The 19,259-nt window shown below is 60.9% G+C and carries 19 protein-coding genes; 5 read left to right on the top strand and 14 right to left on the bottom strand.

Translation table 11 applies throughout. The features are described from left to right. The 5 genes from NKH43_RS26125 to NKH43_RS26105 all read right to left on the bottom strand — a co-directional run. Nucleotides 1-274: alcohol dehydrogenase catalytic domain-containing protein (locus tag NKH43_RS26125; protein ID WP_352860535.1), on the bottom strand; the 274-nt coding region annotated here is incomplete at its 3' end. A 55-nt stretch (nucleotides 275-329) separates the two neighbouring features. Then, entirely contained in the window at nucleotides 330-977 is a 648-nt protein-coding gene (locus NKH43_RS26120) for a glutathione S-transferase family protein (protein WP_352860533.1), read from the bottom strand. Between the two features lie 9 nt (nucleotides 978-986). Further along, nucleotides 987-2,753, bottom strand: coding sequence for a Rieske 2Fe-2S domain-containing protein (locus NKH43_RS26115; RefSeq protein ID WP_352860531.1), 1,767 nt, complete (start codon nucleotides 2,751-2,753; stop codon nucleotides 987-989). Between the two features lie 20 nt (nucleotides 2,754-2,773). Then, nucleotides 2,774-3,670, bottom strand: coding sequence for an aromatic ring-hydroxylating dioxygenase subunit alpha (locus tag NKH43_RS26110; RefSeq protein ID WP_352860529.1), 897 nt, complete (start codon nucleotides 3,668-3,670; stop codon nucleotides 2,774-2,776). A 27-nt stretch (nucleotides 3,671-3,697) separates the two neighbouring features. Further along, nucleotides 3,698-4,564: an aromatic ring-hydroxylating dioxygenase subunit alpha gene (locus NKH43_RS26105; RefSeq protein WP_352860527.1), complete on the bottom strand. Its 867-nt coding sequence runs from the start codon at nucleotides 4,562-4,564 to the stop codon at nucleotides 3,698-3,700. 269 nt (nucleotides 4,565-4,833) lie between these two features. Between NKH43_RS26105 and NKH43_RS26100 the strand changes: the two genes are divergently transcribed. From NKH43_RS26100 to NKH43_RS26080, 5 genes are all read left to right on the top strand, one after another. Next, nucleotides 4,834-5,556 carry a GntR family transcriptional regulator gene (locus tag NKH43_RS26100; RefSeq protein WP_502895861.1) on the top strand — a complete coding sequence of 241 codons (723 nt, stop codon included), beginning with the start codon at nucleotides 4,834-4,836 and terminating at the stop codon, nucleotides 5,554-5,556. 62 nt (nucleotides 5,557-5,618) lie between these two features. Beyond that, nucleotides 5,619-6,704, top strand: a complete 1,086-nt coding sequence (locus NKH43_RS26095) for a BMP family ABC transporter substrate-binding protein (RefSeq protein WP_352860524.1) — start codon at nucleotides 5,619-5,621, stop codon at nucleotides 6,702-6,704. Nucleotides 6,705-6,799: 95 nt separating this feature from the next. Beyond that, the gene (locus tag NKH43_RS26090) at nucleotides 6,800-8,347 is read left to right on the top strand and encodes an ABC transporter ATP-binding protein (protein WP_352860522.1); all 1,548 of its coding nucleotides are present in this window, start codon (nucleotides 6,800-6,802) and stop codon (nucleotides 8,345-8,347) included. Further along, on the top strand, nucleotides 8,331-9,422 hold the full coding sequence (locus NKH43_RS26085) for an ABC transporter permease (protein WP_352860520.1): 1,092 nt from the start codon (nucleotides 8,331-8,333) through the stop codon (nucleotides 9,420-9,422). Before NKH43_RS26090 ends, NKH43_RS26085 begins: the two co-directional genes overlap by 17 nt. After that, nucleotides 9,422-10,342 carry an ABC transporter permease gene (locus NKH43_RS26080; RefSeq protein ID WP_352860518.1) on the top strand — a complete coding sequence of 307 codons (921 nt, stop codon included), beginning with the start codon at nucleotides 9,422-9,424 and terminating at the stop codon, nucleotides 10,340-10,342. The genes NKH43_RS26085 and NKH43_RS26080 overlap by 1 nt, the downstream gene beginning before the upstream one ends. Nucleotides 10,343-10,640: 298 nt before the next feature. Here NKH43_RS26080 and glyA read toward each other — a convergent pair whose 3' ends face one another. The 9 genes from glyA to NKH43_RS26035 form a co-directional block, all read right to left on the bottom strand. Beyond that, nucleotides 10,641-11,912 (bottom strand): serine hydroxymethyltransferase, encoded by a 1,272-nt coding sequence (gene glyA, locus NKH43_RS26075; RefSeq protein ID WP_352860516.1) that lies wholly within the window; start codon nucleotides 11,910-11,912, stop codon nucleotides 10,641-10,643. 57 nt (nucleotides 11,913-11,969) lie between these two features. Continuing rightward, on the bottom strand, nucleotides 11,970-12,929 hold the full coding sequence (locus tag NKH43_RS26070) for a 2-hydroxyacid dehydrogenase (RefSeq protein ID WP_352860514.1): 960 nt from the start codon (nucleotides 12,927-12,929) through the stop codon (nucleotides 11,970-11,972). A 10-nt stretch (nucleotides 12,930-12,939) separates the two neighbouring features. Then, nucleotides 12,940-14,142, bottom strand: a complete 1,203-nt coding sequence (locus tag NKH43_RS26065) for an aminotransferase class V-fold PLP-dependent enzyme (RefSeq protein ID WP_352860512.1) — start codon at nucleotides 14,140-14,142, stop codon at nucleotides 12,940-12,942. Continuing rightward, nucleotides 14,139-15,041 carry a methylenetetrahydrofolate reductase gene (locus NKH43_RS26060; RefSeq protein ID WP_352860510.1) on the bottom strand — a complete coding sequence of 301 codons (903 nt, stop codon included), beginning with the start codon at nucleotides 15,039-15,041 and terminating at the stop codon, nucleotides 14,139-14,141. The genes NKH43_RS26065 and NKH43_RS26060 overlap by 4 nt, the downstream gene beginning before the upstream one ends. A gap of 102 nt (nucleotides 15,042-15,143) precedes the next feature. After that, nucleotides 15,144-16,397: an aminomethyl transferase family protein gene (locus tag NKH43_RS26055; RefSeq protein WP_352860508.1), complete on the bottom strand. Its 1,254-nt coding sequence runs from the start codon at nucleotides 16,395-16,397 to the stop codon at nucleotides 15,144-15,146. Between the two features lie 65 nt (nucleotides 16,398-16,462). After that, nucleotides 16,463-17,395: an ABC transporter permease gene (locus NKH43_RS26050; RefSeq protein WP_352860506.1), complete on the bottom strand. Its 933-nt coding sequence runs from the start codon at nucleotides 17,393-17,395 to the stop codon at nucleotides 16,463-16,465. Further along, complete coding sequence (locus tag NKH43_RS26045) at nucleotides 17,392-17,913, bottom strand: ABC transporter permease subunit (protein ID WP_352860504.1); 522 nt, start codon at nucleotides 17,911-17,913, stop codon at nucleotides 17,392-17,394. The genes NKH43_RS26050 and NKH43_RS26045 overlap by 4 nt, the downstream gene beginning before the upstream one ends. Further along, nucleotides 17,835-18,458: an ABC transporter permease subunit gene (locus tag NKH43_RS26040; protein ID WP_352860502.1), complete on the bottom strand. Its 624-nt coding sequence runs from the start codon at nucleotides 18,456-18,458 to the stop codon at nucleotides 17,835-17,837. Before NKH43_RS26040 ends, NKH43_RS26045 begins: the two co-directional genes overlap by 79 nt. Continuing rightward, entirely contained in the window at nucleotides 18,455-19,135 is a 681-nt protein-coding gene (locus NKH43_RS26035; RefSeq protein ID WP_352860545.1) for an ATP-binding cassette domain-containing protein, read from the bottom strand. Before NKH43_RS26035 ends, NKH43_RS26040 begins: the two co-directional genes overlap by 4 nt. Nucleotides 19,136-19,259: the final 124 nt, after the last annotated feature.

Raw genomic sequence — 19,259 nt, 5'->3', positions numbered from 1 at the left:
ATTCCGGCGTATAGAGCGGGATGACGTGGTCGCCCTTCTTGACCGAGGTGACGCCCTTACCGACATCGACGACAACGCCGGCGCCTTCATGGCCGAGGATCGCCGGGAACAGGCCCTCGGGATCGGCGCCGGAAAGCGTAAACTCGTCCGTGTGGCAGATGCCGGTCGCTTTGATCTCGACCAGCACCTCTCCCTCGCGCGGGCCCTCGAGGTCCACCTCCATGATCTCGAGCGGCTTTCCCGCACCAACAGCAACCGCGGCACGCGTTTTCATTCTTTCACTCCCAATGTCTCGCCGGTCCACACCCGGCTGGATTGTCTTGAAGTACTCAGGCTGCCTTGGCCGGTCCGGCAGGGAACACGCCCGACATCACGGTGAAACCTTTGATGCGCTTTACGCGATCGCACCAGCGACGGATCGCGGAATAATCCTGGCGCGGAATGCCCCCGTCCTCCGACAGCATGATATAGGGAAAGCACGCGATATCGGCGATCGTTGGATGCGCGCCTGAGCAGATCCACTCGCGGCCTTCCTGTTCGCCGAACCAGAGATGCTCGTCGAGGATGCGGAACAGCCTGTGCGCGCCAGCGCGGGCGGCGTCGATGTCGAAGTCGTAGAACAGCGCATCGTGCAGGCGGGCGGCGGATGCCGTCGAGGTGATGCCGTCGGCGAAAGCCAGCCACTGGCTGATTTCGCCGAGAAGCGCCGGGTTGTCCCTCGGATACCATTTGCCCGACGGATCGTGTTTCGACGCGAGATAGACGAGGATCGCCTGGGCATCGCGCAGGATCATCCCGTCGTCGTCGATGACCGGCAACTGGCCGAGCGGGTTGAGCCTCAGGAACGCCTCTGACTTGTGCTCGCGGCCGGGATAGAAGTCGATCGGCACCGTCTTGTAGTCGACGCCGAGAAAGCTCATCAGGAGCCGCAATTTGTAGCAGTTGCCAGACAGTTCGTAGTCATAAAGCGAGATCATTGGCGGCTCCTAGATATCCAGAACGAGGCGCGCCGACTTGGCGCGCGAGACGCAGGTCATTATCTTCGTCCCGGACTTGCGCTCGTCGTCGTTGAGATAAACGTCCTGATGGTCCGGCTCACCTTCAATCACCGTCGCAATGCAGGTGCCGCAGGCGCCTTGCTCGCAGGAGGATGGCACGTCGATACCGCTCTCGCGCATGACCTGCAGAATGGTCTTTCCGGCCGGCACCTGGAGCGTGACACAGGACCGCGCCAGCGCCACCTCGAAGCTCGAACTGTCGTCGATCTTGTTGGTGTTCTTGAAATACTCGAAATGCACAGCACTGTCGGGCCAACCCTGCTCCGCCGCGATCTTGCGCGCGGCCTCCAGCATCGGACCGGGACCGCAGATGTAGAGATGCATGCCGTCCCGGTAGCCAGTGAGGATCTGGCGAAGCTCGGCGCCCGTCTGATCGGGTGAGAGCCCGAGATGCGGCTTCAGCGCATCGCCGAGCCGCTTCAGCCGATCGGCGAAAGCAAGATGCTCTTGCCCTTGCGCGAAGTAGTGAAGCTCATGCGTCAAATCCTGGTTCTTCAGCGCCTGCGCCATGGCCAGCAGCGGTGTGATGCCGATGCCGCCGGCAACGAACAGCGTCTTGATCGCATCGCGGCGCAGCGGGAAGTTGTTGCGTGGCTCTGAAATCGCCAGCACATCGCCTTCACGCACGGTCTCGTGCATGCATTTCGAGCCGCCCTTCGAATCCCGTTCAAGTTTGACGCCGATGGTGAAACCATCGGTTTCGCCGGGACCGTTGGTGATCGAATATTGCCGGACCTCGCCACTGGGCATATGAACATCGATATGCGCCCCAGGCTGGAACGTCGGCAGGATGCCCTTGATCGGGCGAAGTTCGAATCCGGCGATCCCATCGGCGGTCTGCCATTTCCGTGCCACCGTGACGCGCAGCGCCGCCTTGCGACCATGCGACGTCAACTCCGGCATCTCGGCGAGTTCGGCCGACACTCGTTCGTAGATGGGCTCGAGCGGCGCGGGCGCGATCGACTTTGCCGCCTCGCGCTCCACCGCATCGCGCAGCTTGGCAAGCCGCTCGTTGTGATGGCGCAGAATGGCGATGCGCGTCGCTCCCTTGATTTCCCCGTCGAGCACGCCGCGAATGACCGAGCGGTTGGAATCGACGGGTTGAACGAAGAAGACGCCATGCGTTTCCTCGCTGCCGTCACGGGAGCGCAGCGCCACGGCAAAATCCTGCACGGCTTTCACGACGATCTCGGCACTGTCACCCTCGACGGCCCCACTGGGTTGGAAACGATAGGCCTTTAGCGTTTCCACGACCTTGTCGGCAGGCGCATTGACCGGAATGCCGCGCAAGGCAAGCAACTTTTCCTCCGACAGCCAAGTGACATCTGGAACTTCCCCTTGCGGCTCCTCCGAGGACCAGACAAGCCCATAACGCTCCACGGCCGGAAAGGTGCGGTTGGTGATGGTGCGGGCCGGTGCATCGGCGGGATGCGCCGGAATATAGGTACAGCCGGCGGTGCGGTTCGAATAGCGCCAGCCATGGTACTGGCACTTCAGTTCACGCCCGTCATTGATACCGATCGACAGCCTTACGCCGCGGTGCAGGCAGCGGTTCTCCCAGATGTTGACGTACCCGTCATCGGCGCGCCAGACAGCAAATTCCCGGCCAAGCAACTGGCCATGGAAAACGTGGCGGTGGGGCAAATCATGGGCAGCGGCAATCGGATGCCACCGGTTCCTGGCTTCTTGCAACATTCGTCGTCTCCAAAAATCTGTCAGGCCGCGACCGGGATGACGCCGTAGGTCACGCCCTTCTGGCTAAGCCAACGCCGATAGGCGATGGCCGACTTGTCGGCCCGGATCGGTGTTTCAGCGCGCGGGTCCAGCGGCAAGCGCTTTGGCACCTGGTTCTCGAGGATCGGCTTGTCCTGGCCGAATATCGTCTGCTGGAACCGCTTGATGATTTTGTCCTCATTGTTGTTGTCGAGGACGCTCATGAGCATGTGTGCACGTACATGCTCCTGATCCGTCGCTTGCATGAAAACCGCAATCACATCTAGCCGGCTCATGTCGATTGGGCTCGATTTGTACAGAACTGAGCAATAAGGATGCGGCACGCGATAAATATATTCGACATCCGCGCCACCAGAGGAAGCAGTAGAGGCCATAGGCTGGTAAAAGCGACAACGCGTAGCAAGGATCTCGTCGCGCTCAATCGAGACCTCCACGTCATATTCTTTGACCTCGGTGTGGGGTTCCGCGCCGAGGATGTCGGTGTGGACATACGGAAAGTGCCCCATATCCAAAAAGTTCTCGATTGCGCGAGGCGCCGAGACATGAACGCCAACTGTTGCAGCGTTCATATTGCGCCGGTCAGGCTCAGCATATTCTGGGATGGAGAATAGGTTCGGAGGCGGAGATCCGAGCGAAGTCCAGACATAGCCATAGGCACTTCTCGCAGGAAGCCTATCGGCAGGCGAAACCTGGTTGGCACGTAGCAAATCAGGCCGAAAACGCCAGACCACCGCTTGACCGTCGGACCCGACCTCGAACTTCAGACGCTCCTCGAGCAATACAGTGTCCTGAACACCGCCAGGCAAAAATTCGGCGATGGCGCCGATAGGGTGCCAGAGATCGAGGATCGCCCGATCTGAACATCTTGATAAGGACATTCTCATCTTCCTGTATGAAATGCGCTGTTAGGCGTTCGCGGGAATGGCGCCGTATGTAATCGACCGGTCGCGAAGCCACCGGCGGTATGAAACCGACACGGCATCGGCACGGATCGGCGTCTCGGCGCGGGGATCGAGAGGCAGGCGCTTGGGAACCTGATTTTCAAGGATCGGCTTATCCTGCCCGAAAATCAGCTGTGTGAAGGCTCGGACGGTAGCCACATCGACACCTTCCTTGACGTAGCAGAGGAAGGGATGGGCGACGCAGTTCTCTTCATCTACCGGTTGAACAAAAAGAACTATAACGTCGCGACGATGCGTGACTACCGAATTAGTTTTATAAAGCGCCACCGTGTAAGGGCGGAATACTTTGTAGGTGTATTCGACAATGAATCCACCTTTAGCGGTTGGGAAAGACACAGGCTGAAAGAATTTGCATTCCGTCGCGACTAGTTCATCTTCTGCCGTAAGTTCTACTTTATAGGGTGTTACTTCGGTGTGGGGCTCTTCCCCCAACCATCCGGTATGCAAAAATGGAAAATGGGCCATGTCCAGAAAATTTTCGACCGCGCGTAGTCCTGATACCCTCACAGCGATCGAGCCCGCAGTAACGAGATGTCGATTTGGTTCAGTCGCCTCTGGGATGAACAGGATCTCTCGCTCCGGTGTTCCGAGGCACGCCCATATGTAGCCGTACCGCTGCGCGGAGTGCACCGGTTCGCCGGTATCGTTGCGCACCACCTCAAACCCGTCTCGTGCTTGCCGACGCACGGTGATGTCCGCGCCTAAAAGGCGCGCATCGAACTGGTCTACGCCAACCAGGTTTGCCTGGTCTGCCACCACGTGCCAGTCGTTGCGAAGTCCAAAATCACCAACCACGACGACCACCTCCATCAGTCCCACTTCAGAGCGTATCGACAACCAACTCTCACAACATTGGATACCAATTTCTTTTTTTTGCAACCCATATTGAATTTTTTTTTTTGCCAGTCATACTAAAGTTTGTGGCCAGATTGCCATGGAACCGTCGACTCCTTCGCGCGGAAGGGAAGTGCGGCTGTTGGTTTCTGACAAGTATCCGCACACAAAGTGCATGACATACAGGAGAGGCTGACGTGCCAAGCCAGTCACACAAGATTGCGGACATTTTGATCCGAGCGATTATGGACCATCGTCTGGTACCGGGATGTAAGCTTGGTGAGCGTGAACTTGCAGAAATCTTCCAGTGCAGCCGCATTGTTGTACGGCAGGCATTGATCAGGCTGAGCGACGATGACCTCGTCCATATGGAGCGTAACCGGGGTGCCTTCGTCGCCCGCCCGTCAATGCAGGACGCACTAGAGATCTACGATGCCCTAAGTTTGATCGAACAGGGTGTGGCTGCCCAGCTGAGCGAGCGCCTTGGGCCCGCCGGCTGGGCGGAGCTTCGCCAACAGATCGAGCGGCAGCGTCAAGCGACAGTCGATGGCAATCATGCCTTGGCAGACGTACTAGGTCAGGAATTTCATACGCTGGTTCTCCGCCTGAGTAGAAACAGAGTCATGCAGGAGATGCACGCCCAACTTGTGCGGCGAACGACGTTGATACGTTCGTTGGTCACAGCTGACTGGGACTATTGCAATCTGTTGGACGATCACTCGCGTTTGGTCGACTTGCTGGAAAAGGGACGCCTGAAGCAGGCCATGGAATTGACCGATGCGCACTATAGGGCTGTGATTCGGGGCTACGTTATGGACCGGCAGGTGTTTCCTGAATTGAGTCTGCCAGAAGCTCTGCGGCCCTATCTTGCGAGAGAGGGCGAGGCAACCGCCAAGCTTTCTGACTCAACGCCTGACAGAAATATTGTGGTCACACAATTGCGGCAGCACGTTCACACGCGCAAATGACTTCGGTGAGACCAGAGCAAGCAACGATCGACTAGCAAGCCAAAACAAGGGGAAGCGCTGAAATGTTTGAAATAGACAGGAGGCAGGTTCTGAAATACACCGGCGCTGCACTAGGCGTTAGTACTTTTGCCAAAATTTCTTTTGCGAACGAGCCGTTGAAGATTGGAGTCGTCTACGTAGATACCGAAGCTGAAATTGGCTGGACAAAGCAACATTCGCTCGCCGTCGATGCGCTAAAGGCTCAGTTTGGCGACATGGTCGCCCTAACGGTGATAGACAATATCTTCATGCCGCAGGACGCCGAGCGTATCTTCCGAGAGCTCGCCAGCGCCGGCAACAAGCTGATCTTCGGTACAAGTTTTTCGCATGGAACGCCGATGCAAAAAGTGGCGCCCCGCTTCCCCCAGGTGGCATTCGAACATTGTTCCGGCATCATGCACTTAGCCAATCTCGGCACATTCGAAGCCAAATATCACGAAGGCACCTTCGTGGCGGGAGCTGCCGCCGGCTATATGTCGAAGGCAGGGAGGATCGGTTTTATCGGCGGCTTTCCTATCCCGGACGTAGTTGGCATGGCCAACGCGCTGCTGCTCGGCGCGCAGAGCGTTAACGCCAATGCCACCTGCAACGCCATCTTCCTGAATTCCTGGTTCGATCCCGGCAAGGAAAAGGAAGCCGCCAAGACGCTGCTTTCACAAGGTTGTGACGTAATATGCTCGACAACCGGAACAGCGACCGGCGTGCAGGTCGCTGGCGAAGGCGGCGCTTGGTCGATCGGCTATGCCAGCGATATGGCGAAGTTCGCTTCGGGCAAACAGCTGACTTCGTTTGTCCTCGACTGGACCAGCGACTATGTCGGCGCGGCCAAGGCTGTCGCCGCCGGCACCTGGAAATCTGAAGTGCGCTGGGATGGACTGGCCGCCGGTGTGGTGAAGATGGCGCCCTACAATGACGGCATGCCGGTCGATACGAAGGCCAAGCTCAAGCAGCTCGAAGCCGATGTCGGCAGCGGCAAGGTGCACCCCTATGCCGGCGAACTGAAAGACCAGGACGGCAACGTCAAGGTTGCCGCCGGTTCGGTTCTGGCCGACGACGGCATTCGCGGCATTAACTGGTTCGTCAAGGGAATGATCGGCAGGTTGAGCTGATCCTCTGCAAGACCCAGGAAGGTGCCGAAGCCGCCGCTTCGGCGCCTCCTGCCTGATTCCCGTCCAACCTCGCTTCACGCCACGGCAGGACCGCCATGCATCCGCGATTAGAATTGCGCAACGTCTCGAAGCGCTATCCCGGCGTCGTCGCCAATGACGACGTCTCGCTTTCGATCCAGCCCGGCGAGATCCATGCCGTGCTAGGCGAGAACGGCGCCGGCAAGTCGACGCTGATGAAGATCATCTACGGCGCCGCGCAGGCCGATTCCGGCGAGATCTATTGCGACGGCAAGCTTATCGCCGCGCACAATCCGGCGACGTCGCGCGCGCTCGGCATCGAGATGGTCTACCAGCATTTCGCGCTGTTCGAATCCGTTTCGGTCGTCGAAAACATCGCGCTTTCGGCAAGCAGCGCCTTCCACTTGCCCTCCCTCGCCGAGAAGATCCGCGAGCTTTCGCTTCGATACGGTATGCCGATCGATCCGCATCGCCAGGTGCATGACCTCTCGGTCGGCGAGCGCCAGCGCGTGGAGATCGTGCGCTGCCTGCTGCAGGCGCCCAAGCTTCTGATCCTCGACGAGCCGACATCGGTTTTGACGCCACAGGCCGTGGTCAAGCTGTTCGAGACGCTGCGGCAGCTCGCCGCCGAGGGCTGCAGCATCGTCTATATCAGCCACAAGCTCGACGAGGTGCAGGAGCTCTGCGACACCGCCACAGTGCTGCGCAACGGCAAGGTCACCGGCACCGCCCGTCCGAAAGAGACGACCTCGCTCGAGCTTGCCCGCATGATGGTCGGCTCGAAGCTTCCGGAAATGCATGTCAGCCCTCCGGTCCCGAGCGAGAAACCGGTGCTTGAGGTCAGGGGCCTGTCTGTCAAGGCGCGCGATCATTTCGGCGTCGATCTCAAGGATGTTTCCTTTGATGTACGGGGCGGAGAAATCGTCGGGCTTGCCGGCGTTTCCGGAAACGGCCAGGCCGAACTCATCGCCTTGCTCAGCGGGGAACGCACGCATCACAACAACGACGCGATCAGGATTTGCGGTAGCGCTGCCGCTCGCCTTCGTTCCGACGAGCGCCGCAAGCTCGGTCTCGCCTTCGTCCCTGAAGAGCGGCTGGGGCGCGGCGCCGTGCCGTCGCACACACTTTGGGAAAACGCGGTGCTGACCGCCCACCGCTTCGGTACCGTCCGCCGCGGATTGGTCGACCGCCGCAAGGCCAGCGCCTTCGCCGCCGGCATCATCGACAGGTTCAAGGTCAAGGCCAACGGTCCAGGCGCGACTGCCCAGAGCCTGTCGGGCGGAAATCTGCAGAAATTCATCGTCGGCCGTGAGATCGCGCTCGAGCCGAAGCTGCTGCTTATTTCCCAGCCGACCTGGGGTGTCGACGTCGGCGCCAGCGCCTTCATCCGCCAGACCATCGTTGACCTCAGCCGCGCCGGTGCCGCTGTGCTCGTCGTCTCCGAAGAGCTCGACGAGTTGTTCGAGATCTGCGACCGGCTGCTAGTGATCTGCCAGGGCCGGGTGTCGCCGCCGCTGGTGCGCAAGACGACCGACCGCGAGGAGATCGGACTGCTGATGACTGGCCTGGTGATGACCAAGGACCCAATGGCACATGGGAGTGGCGACGTTGCGCTTCAGGATTGAACAAAGGCCGGAGCCCTCGGCAACTATGCGCGTTGTGGCGCCGGTTCTGGCGTCGGTTTTGACGCTGATCGTCGGCTCGATCTTTTTTGCCTCGCTCGGACACGATCCACTGCCAACGCTCTATGCCTTCTTCATCGAGCCCCTGAATTCGATGAATGGGCTGTCGGAATGGCTGCTCAAGGCTTCACCGCTGATCCTCATCGCGTGTGGGCTGGCGGTTGGATTCCGCGCCAATGTCTGGAACATCGGCGCCGAGGGCCAGTTCACCATGGGGGCGATTGCGGCGACCGGCGTCGGCCTGTTCTGGCCGAACCCGGAGAGCTTGCTGCTTTTGCCGATGATGTTCATCGCCGGCATGGGCGCCGGCATGGCATGGGCGGCGATTCCCGCCTTCCTGCGCGCCCGCATGAACACCAACGAGATCCTGGTCACGCTGATGATGACCTACATCGCCACACTGTTCCTGTCCTATCTCGTGCATGGACCGTGGCGCGATCCGGCCGGTTTCAACTATCCGCAGACGGCGCTTCTGCCGACAGCCGCCCTGTTCGCATCCTTCGACCCCGCCTACCGGCTCAACTCTTCGATCTTCATCACCGTCGTCGCTGTGCTTGTGATGTGGCTTTTCACCGATCGCAGTTTCCTTGGTTACAAGATGTCGGTGAGCGGCGCGGCACCGCTTGCCGCCCGCTATGCCGGCTTTCGCGAATCGGCCGCGGTCTGGATCGGGCTGCTGGCAGGCGGCGCGGCGGCCGGCATCGCCGGCATGGCGGAAGCCGCCGGGCCGCTCGGCCAGCTCTCGCCGCAGATTTCGCCCGGCTACGGTTTCGCAGCCATCATCGTCGCCTTCATTGGACGGCTGAATGCTTTCGGCATCGTTCTCGGCGGGCTGTTGATGTCGCTGCTTTTCCTCGGCGGCGAAGGCGTGCAGATGACGCTGGGCCTTCCCTCGGCGCTGACCCGCATCTTCCAGGGCATCCTTCTGTTCTTCCTGCTCGCCGCCGACTTCTTCATTTTCTATCGCATTCGCCTGATACGGCCGGCCCGAGACACGCATGCGCTGGAGACAGCCTGATGGATCTGTTCATTGCCATCTTCACCGGCACCGTCATCGCCGCCACGCCGCTGATATTCGCAGCGCTTGGCGAACTGATGGTCGAGAAATCGGGCGTGCTCAACCTCGGCATCGAAGGCATGATGCTGATGGGCGCGGCACTCGCCTTTTGGGCCGTCACCGCGGGCTATTCGATGCCTGCCGCGATCCTTGCCGGCGCGCTGGCAGGTGCCGCCGCCTCGCTGCTGTTCGGGGTCCTGGCGCTGACTTTCCTCACCAATCAATATGCGGCCGGACTGGCGCTGGCGATCTTCGGCTCCGGCGTGTCGGCCTTCCTCGGCCGCGGCTTCGGCAGCGAGCCGATCGAGGCGCTGCACGGGGTCGACATCCCCTTCCTGTCCAATCTGCCGCTGATCGGTTCGCTGCTGTTTCGCTTCGATCCGATGGTCTATCTGGCCCTTGCGATGTTCATCGCCATTAGCTGGTTTCTCTACCGCACCAAGGCTGGCCTGGTTCTGCGCACGATCGGCGAGTCACCGCAGACGTCGCATGCGATCGGCTATCCGGTGATCAGGATCAGATACATGGCCGTGCTGTTCGGCGGGGCGATGGCCGGCCTGGCGGGCGCCTATTTGTCGGTCGCCTACACGCCGCTCTGGGTCGAGAACATGACCGCCGGCAAGGGCTGGATCGCGCTGGCGCTGGTCGTGTTCGCCACCTGGCGGCCGCTGCGCATCCTGCTTGGCGCCTGGCTGTTCGGCGGCATGACGATCTTACAGCTGCAGGGGCAGGCGCTCGGGCTTGAAGTGCCGTCCGAACTGCTGTCCGCCCTGCCCTATCTGGCCACCATCATTGTGCTGGTGCTGATCTCGCGAAACCGGCAGATGCTGGCGCTGCATTTCCCGGCATCGCTGGCAAAGCCCTTCCGCCCGGCCAGCTGACCGGGAACTATTCCCTGATGTAGGGAATGCCGAGCGCCACCGGTTGATGGGTGCGCGAGCGCAGGCCGGCAAGCCGCACCAGCGAGGCCACATAGGGCAGATCGCCCCAATGATCCGGAACGGCATCCGGTTGCCGGCGATGATGGCCACCCCGACCAGCCAGCCGCGCCCGGCAACGAGATCCGGGACGAACTTTTCCGAATAGCCAAGGATCGGGAAGACACCGCCCAAGCCGGACATCAAGCGCCGCACCCGGGCGTGCAGGCTCCTCCTGCCGTCCGACCAGAGCAAAGATGGGTCAACGATGCTTGGCCTCGTAGATCGGGAATGCCTCGCAAAGCTCCTCGACCGACTGCCGAGCTGCCTTCTCCTGTTCGGTGCCCGATTGCGTTCCGACTGAGTCAAGGACATCGGCTATGAGATTGCCGACACGGGCGAACTCGCCTTCTCCGAAACCCCGCGTCGTGGCGGCCGGCGTGCCGAGACGGATGCCGGAGGTGACGGCAGGCGGCGCCGGATCGAAGGGAATGCCGTTCTTATTGCAGGTCAGTCCTGCCCTGCCCAACGCCTCCTCGGCGTCCTTGCCGGACAGGCCCTTGCCCCGCAGGTCGACCAGCAGCAAATGCGTATCGGTTCCGCCGGAGACAATGTCGAACCCGCGCTCGCCCAGCGTTGCGGCCAACATTCTGGCATTCGCCACCGTCTGCCGAGCATACGTCTTGAACCCGTCCTCCAAGGCTTCACCCAAGGCGACGGCCTTGGCAGCAATAACATGCATCAACGGACCGCCCTGCAGGCCGGGGAACACCGCCGAATTCAGCTTCTTGGCAAGATCCGGATTGTTGGTCAGGATCATGCCGCCGCGTGGGCCACGCAGCGTCTTGTGCGTCGTCGTGGTTACGACATCGGCAAGCACTACCGGATTGGGATGAACACCGCCGGCGACCAAGCCGGCAAAATGCGCCATATCGACCATCAGCAGCGCGCCGACTGAATCCGCGATTTCACGGAATCGGGTAAAATCGATAGTGCGCGGATAGGCCGAGCCGCCCGCAATAATCAGCTTCGGCCGGTGCTCGAGCGCCTTTGCCTGGACCTCATCGTAGTCGATCAGGCTGGTCTCCTGCGTGACGCCGTACTGGACCGCGTTGAACCATTTGCCGGAGAGCGTGGGCTTAGCGCCGTGGGTCAGATGCCCGCCTGCCGACAGCGACAAACCCATCAAGGTGTCGCCGGGCTTCAGCACCGCCATCATCACGGCACCATTGGCCTGTGCCCCGGAGTGAGGTTGCACATTCGCATAGCCGGCACCGAAGAGCTGCATCGTGCGCTCGATCGCCGCCGCTTCCACCAGATCCACGTACTCGCAGCCGCCATAGTAGCGGCGGCCCGGGTAACCTTCAGCATATTTGTTGGTCATCACCGATCCTTGCGCCGCAAGCACGGCCGGGGAAACGATGTTCTCCGACGCGATCAGCTCGATCTCGGATTGCTGTCGGTGTTGCTCAAGACGAATGGCCTTTAGGATCTGCTGGTCGCCCTCGAGGCTTCTTTCGAAAAAATCAGACATGGTATCTCCTCTGCCGCCGCTCGGACGACGATCTCAGTTTTGCGTTCGGGCGTTGCGTCAGGAAACTAGGTCGGGTGGACGGCGTCCCTCGAAAAAGGCGGTCAGGTTCTCGATCACCTTCATGCCCATCGCCACGCGGGTTTCCGAAGTGGCGCTGCCGAGATGCGGCAGAAACACGACGTTCTCCCGTTCGCGCAGCGCTCGCGGCACGTTCGGCTCATGCTCGAACACATCCAGACCAGCTCCAGCAATCTGTCCGGCTTCAAGCGCGGCAATGAGCGCGGCCTCATCAACCACGTCGCCGCGCGCGGTGTTGATCAGGATGGCCGATCTCATCATCAGGCCGAGACGACGCTCATTGACCAGGTGAATGTTTTGGCCGCCGCCTGGGCAGTGCAGCGAAACGAAATCCGCCTCTTCAAAAACCTGATCGACCTTGGATATGCGGAGCGCCGGAAAATCCTGCACATCGCTCGCGAAATCGTCGTGGTAGATCACCTTCATGCCGAAGCCGAAGTGACAACGCCGCGCCACGGCCTGGCCAATGCGGCCCATGCCGATAATGCCTATGGTCTTGCCGGTGACATGCGTGCCACACAGATGCGTGGGCCGCCATCCGGACCATTTGCCGGCACGCAATTCGCGCTCGCCCTCACCGGCGCGGCGGGCACACATCAAAAGCAGGGTAAGTGCAAGGTCGGCGGTCGCGTCGGTCAAAACGCCGGGCGTGTTGGTGACGGCAATCCCAGCGGCTTTCGCCCCTTCGATGTCGATGTGATTGAAGCCGACACCGAAATTGCCAAGAATCTTCGCTCTCGATCCGCCGGCAAACAGGTCGGCGTCGAGCCGGTCAGAAACCGTTGGCAGAACAGCGTCCGCCTGCTCCAACGCGAGCCTCAACCCATTTCGGTCGAGAGGCCGGTCGCTTTCGTTGAACGTCGCGTCGAACCGGCTTGCCAGCTTTGCTTCCACCTCGCGCGGCCAGCGGCGGGTGAGGATCACTTTTGGCTTGCTCATCGGTTTTCCCCTATGCGGCTCGGGTGACGGTCGCTGGGGAGGATGCGACCTGCTGGCGATACCATTCCTGTGCCGCCGCGACACCCGAGCCGCTCTCGATCTTTGCCCCGGCATCGCGCAACGACATTTCCGCGGAGGCCAGAGCAGCCAGACACATCACTTCGTTGAGGTCGCCGAGATGCCCGATGCGGAAAACCTTTCCCGCCAGCCGGCTAAGGCCAGTACCAAATGAGGTGCGATATCTGGAATAGCCGTTGGCGATCACAGCTCTGGCGTCGACGTCGGCCGGAACCACGATTGCCGAGACTGTATCCGACCACCACTTTTCTTCGGCAGCACATAAATTCAACCCCCACGCGCGAACACCACGCCTGACGCCTTCAGCCAGGCGCGTATGGCGCGCGAAGACGTTCTCCAGGCCCTCGGCAAACAACAGGTCGAGCGAGGCGCGCATGCCGAGAAGCAGCTGGGTCGGCGGTGTATAAGGAAAATAACCCGTCTTGCTGGCCGCGCCCATGTCCTCGAAGCTGAAATAGCAGCGCGGCATGCGCGAGCCCTTATGCGCTTCCATGGCCTTGGCGCTGACCGCCAGGATGCCGAGACCGGCAGGCAGCATCAGGCCTTTCTGCGATCCGGTGACGGCGAGATCGATGCCCCATTCGTCCATGCGGAAATCGATCGAGGCTATCGAGCTAACACCGTCGACGAAGAGCAGCGCATGGTGGCCGGCAGCGTCAAGGGCACGGCGAACGCCCGCCACATCCGAGGTCACCCCGGTCGCGGTTTCGTTGTGCGTTACGAAGACGGCCTTGATCGCGCCGTGCTTGTCACGCTCCAAGTGAGCGGCGTACGCGTCAACTGGGGCGCCCTCGCCCCATTCGACGTCGATGACTTCGACGTCGAGGCCGAGGCGTTGAGCCATGTCGACCCAGAGATGCGAGAATTGTCCGAAGCGCGACATCAGCACCTTGTCACCGGCATTCAGCGTGTTGGTGATCGCAGCCTCCCAGGCGCCGGTGCCCGAACCCGGGAACATGAAGATCGACGCGCTTGCGGTTTTGAAGACTTTCTTCAAATCCGCGATCAGGGGAAGCGTCAGCTCCGGAAAGTCGGGGGCCCGCATATCCTGCATCGGCACGTTCATCGCGCGACGGACGGCGTCGGGAATGTTGGTGGGGCCTGGCACGAACAGATGTGCGTTTCCGTTTCTCATCGACTTTCTCCTATGTGGTGGGTGGGGTGCACGGCTGTGCTCATCTGATGTTCCGCGATCCAGGCAAGCGTCTTTTCCCAGCCGCCGAAGGGATAGAAATGCAGGTGGAACGATCCCGAGGGTCGATGCGCCTCGATGGCGTGGATCACATCGCCCGGATTCTTGTCGGCTAGTATGTTGAAGAGGCCCGCAGCGGAGCGCCGCAACATTGCGAGCGAAGGCCCGACCCCGCACAGCATGCCGAATTTGATGAGCTTGGCGAGCGAGGTGACGCCAGCAAGTCCGATATGGATCGGCAGGTCCGGATAATTGCGCTGGATTTCTGCTGTCCAAATGCCGATCGCACCGCCATCGAAGGCGAATTGCGAAACCAGCCGCGGCCGTAAACCACGTTCCCCGCAAATCGCGATCTTCTGTGCCAGCGCGGCGGTCAACGCATTTGCGGGGATCACCGGATGGCCTTCCGGGTATCCGCCGATGAAAGCGGTCCGGATCGTGCTGTCGGCAAGCACCGGATGGGAAAGTAGTGCGGCAGCATTGTCGAGCGGCCCTCTCGCGAGAAGCGGATTGCCGCCGACAAGGAGCGCTTCGCTGACCCCATTGCGGCTATGTGCCAAAACGAGGTCCCGGAAATCCCGCTCGGTGGCGAAATGCCTTGCACCGATATGCGGAACCGGGATGAAGCCGGCCTCCAGCAACTGCTTAGCAGCCTCGACCTGCAGGGCTATAGGCTTGCCTTCGAGATGCGTGAGAAAAACTCTCGACCCGTACGGAAAAGAGGAGGCAATGGGCCTGAACCCGGCCACCTGCGCGGGAGCAAGTTCTATCGAGATATCTCGTCGGACTAAGCCGGCTGAGGCTGCCGGCTCAGGCGCCGCGCAGAGTTTGCGTTCAGGCACTTTGGACTCCTTGATTCCTATGCGGCAGCCGTGCGGCCGGCGAAATTGAAAATGCTTCTATTGTCGGGGCGAATGCCTGCGGCTTGCAGGTGCGAACCGCCTTCAGGCCTTGGATCGTTTGATTTCCACGAAAGGAAGGGGAACGATCGTGGCCCTCACCATGTCGAGCACGGCTCCCTCATCGTCCGTCAGCTCGACCTCAATGGTCGAGCCGGCCGATGAAAGCCGTTCTGGAACGAAGCCGAAGCTGATCGCCTGCCGAAGTGTCGCGCTATAGGCAAGGCTCGATGCGCGGCCGACCAGCTCGCCGTCCTTGAATGCTCGCATCGAACCCCAAAAGACGCGCGACAAAGCTGTCCCGCAGGCACTCTTTTCGGCGGCAATCCTCAACAGTTCTCCCGCATCGTAGCGAAGGCCGACAAAGCACCGCTTTGGCTCGTCCGAGGCATTCGCCGCCTTTAATGCGTCACGACCGACGAAGTCACTGTCAAGATTGACCAGACGCCCGAGACCAGCCTCGAATGGCGTGATGTGGCGGTCGTCTGCGGCATCGACGCGCGCCGTGGCCTGGTCGACATCTGCGGCATCGTAGTCGGACGATATCAAGATCAGGCCTGCTTCGATCCGCGCCACTTCGACTGCGTATTCGCCCGCGCAAACGACGCCGAGTAGCTGACCGGCGGTTTGCAAATGGCGCCAGACCGCCACCCCGCCATTTTTTGGAACCCAGAGTTCGAAGCCACGCTCACCGGTGAAACCTTGCCGCGCGACGAAGACATCAACACCGGCCACATTGGCTCGACCGATCTGCGAGAATTTCAGACCGGACCAATCCTGGCCGGTCGCGGCCCCCATAAGGTCAAACGATTTTGGCCCCTGCAACGAAAGAATGCCGTAGTCGTCCGAAGCACTGCGAATCTCGACCTGCAGTCCGTCGGCGTTGCTGGCGAACCATGCGTGGCTGCTTCCGCCCGATATCATGAACCTGTCGGCCGCCAGTCTAAAGACAAGACCGTCGCCGACGATGAGACCATCGTGATTGCACCACGGAGTGTACATGACTTGATTGACTTCAAGCCGGCGCATATCGCGGGTCATCAACCGGTCGATCAGCTCATGGGCGTCGGGTCCACGCACCTCCATTTTCGCAATAGGCGACATGTCTATCATGGCGACCGCGTTGCGGATGGCGGCGAGCTCGCGAGGCATGCTCGTGTAGACATCAGGAACGATGTATTTGTCCCAGGCAAACCACCAGGGCGTTCTCATCTCGCTGCTGGTCGCCTCATGGAACGGCGTCCCGCGAGCGGCGGCTACGTCAGCGCGAGTTTCTGTAGTCTCGGCAATGTTCAGCATCGTCTGGTCCCTCGTTCTTGGCCCATGTTTTCGGATGGCGAAAATCAGAATTCAAAATGGTTTAGCTAGCTTCTTTTGTATGGCACGCCGAGTTGGGCTGGCTGGCTGCTGCGGAAGCGTACGCCCATAAGAAGCACGACCGATGCGAGGTAGGGCAGCGCTAGCAACAACTGATGCGGGACTGGTGTGCCAAGCACCTGCAGGTGCATGGCAAGCGAATCCAGGAAGGCGAAAGCCGTCACCGCGATCAGCACACCCTTGGGTTTCCAATTGCCGGCGATCAGGGCCACCACGACGATCCAGCCTCGGCCGGCCGTGAAATCGGCAATGAAGCGGTCGGAAAGGCCGAGCATGAGGAAGCCGCCGCCAAGCCCGGTCATGGCGCTGCCGGCCATCACGGCCGCGAACTGGCGCGCAGTCACGCTGAGACCCTTCACGTCGAGGGCCTTGGGGTTTTCGCCCAGGCAGCGCAGTTCCAGCCCGTAGCGACTGCGGTAGAGTAGAAACCAAACCGTAGGCACGGCGAGAAACGCGACATAGGTCAGCAAGCGCTGTGAAAACAAGATTGGCCCCAGAAAGGGAATGTCGGAAAGAAGGGGGATTGCGATATCCTGGAAGCTTGCGAACTTGGGCTGCGCCCTGCCCTGGACGTAGCTCTGAAACCAATAGAGGGTCAGTCCGCTGGCAAGTAGGTTGAGTCCGAGGCCTGCAATGAAATGATCGACACGCAAAGTCGCGGTCATGAAGGCGATGATCAGGCCCATTAGGGCGCCAGCGAAGATTGCCGCAAGGACGGCAAGCCAAAGCGACCCCGTCCACGTCGCCGCGATGTAGGCGGTGAACGCGCCCATCAGCATCGTGCCTTCCACACCCATGTTCCAGATGCCGGCGCGTTGTGTGATGAGCTCGCCCATGGCGGAGAACAACAACGGCGTCATGGCGCGGATGGTCGCGGCAAGAATGCTGACGATGATCGCTTCTTGGAACAGCTGGCTCATTGGACGGCGACCTTCACGACGCGGTAGCGCGCCAGGACGCCTGCGCAAAGAAAAAAGAAAAGGGTGATGCCCTGGATCGCGGGCACTAGTGATCCGGGCACATCGCCCAGCACGCGCATATAGATAGCGCCGCTCGCCAGCCCACCGAAGAACAACCCCGCCAGCACCGTTCCGAGTGGCCTGAGACCACCTATCATACCGACGATGATGCCCGTGTAGCCAAGCCCGACGAGATTGTCGGCACGCAGCCGATGCGCCACGCCGAAAAGCTCGATGGCGCCGGCAAGCGCCGCCAACGCGCCGCTCGTCATCAATACGATGGAGACGGTGCGACCGATGTTGACGCCCTTGTGACGCAGCGCAACTGGATTGTAGCCGAGGCCTCGGATCTCGAGGCCAAGCGGTGTGCGGGATATAATAATCGAGCAGATGGTGGCGGCTATGAACGGCAGGATAACGCCTGCATGCAGCACCCTGCTGCCGAAGAGAGCCGGAAGAAAGTCATCACCAGATAACATCGGCGACTGCTGGTAGGAGACGGTGCCGCCGCTCTCACCCCAAGGCCCCCCCTCAGAAGCCAGGACAACAAATAGACTACGAGATAGTTCAGCATCAAGGTCGAGATGATCTCGTTGACGGCAAAACTGTTCCTCAGCATGGCGGCCAGCCAGCCGAACACCATTCCCGCCGCCATGCCCGACAACAGTACGGCCGGGCAGAACAGGAGCGGCGGCATCCCCGCCAGCAACTGCGCGCCGAGATAGCCGCCCATAGCGCCGGCAAACACCTGGCCTTCCTGGCCGATGCTGTACAACTGCGCCCGGAAAGCGATCACGGTCGCCAGGCCGGTCAGAATAATCGGCGTCGCCTTGACGAGCGTCGTCGCCAGCGCCTTTGGCGAGCCGACCGCGCCCTCGATGAGCGCGTCGAAGACCTGGCCGATATCGGCGCCGGTCGAGACAAGTAAAAGTGCCACGGCCGCGAGGCCCGCTAGAATGGCCATGGCAAAGGAGGCGGCCGTCCACAGACCGTTCTGTTCGGATCGCTGCTCGATGCGGATCATGCCGGGATCCCTTCCAAGTTGAGCGCGGTCTGCAGCCTTTGGCCGGCCATCATGACACCCACTTCGGCAACGGTCGTTTGCTTGGTATCGACCACGCCCATGATCTCCCCCTTGAACATGACTGCGATGCGGTCGGCGAGCCCGAACAGATCGCTCAATTCCTCCGACGCCAGGATGATGGCGAAGCCTTCGGCGCGCTTCCTCAGCAGTTGCGACTGCACATATTCGATGACGCCGACATCGAGCCCTCGTGTCGGCTGGTTGGCGAGCATCAGGCCCGACGCATTCAGGAATTCGCGGGCGATGATGATCTTCTGCGCATTGCCGCCTGACAGCTTGCCGACCGCGACCTTTTCGTCGCGCGTGGCGATCTGGTATTCGGCGATCATGTCGCGCGCCAGCCTGGCGATCGCCTTGGCGTTCATCAGCGGGCCGCTGCGGTATTTCGCGCTGCGCTGCCAGCCCAGCACCAGGTTTTCCGCGACATTGAATTCCGGCACCAGACCCTCGCGGAAACGGTCGTCCGGAATGTGGCCGACGCCACGATCCATCAGACAGCGCGGCGTCAGCCCGGCGATCTCCTCGTTCATCAGCCGGATCGAGCCGGCCTGGGATTTGCGAACCCCGCACAATACCTCGAACAGCTCCTTTTGGCCGTTTCCGGCTACGCCGGCTATGCCGAGGATTTCATGGCGCGCGACTGAAAACGAAACGTCCTTGAGAACGGCCTCGCCCCAGAGACCAACCGCGGTCAGTCCGTGACCGCGACCACCGTCTCGCCCGGTGCCAGTTCCGGCTTGC

Origin of the sequence: Mesorhizobium sp. M1163, assembly GCF_040318415.1 — a bacterium.
In the GTDB taxonomy this organism is placed as follows: Bacteria; Pseudomonadota; Alphaproteobacteria; order Rhizobiales; family Rhizobiaceae; genus Mesorhizobium.
Note: the sequence above shows the minus strand (reverse complement) of the source record. Positions and strands in the feature narration are given on the sequence as shown.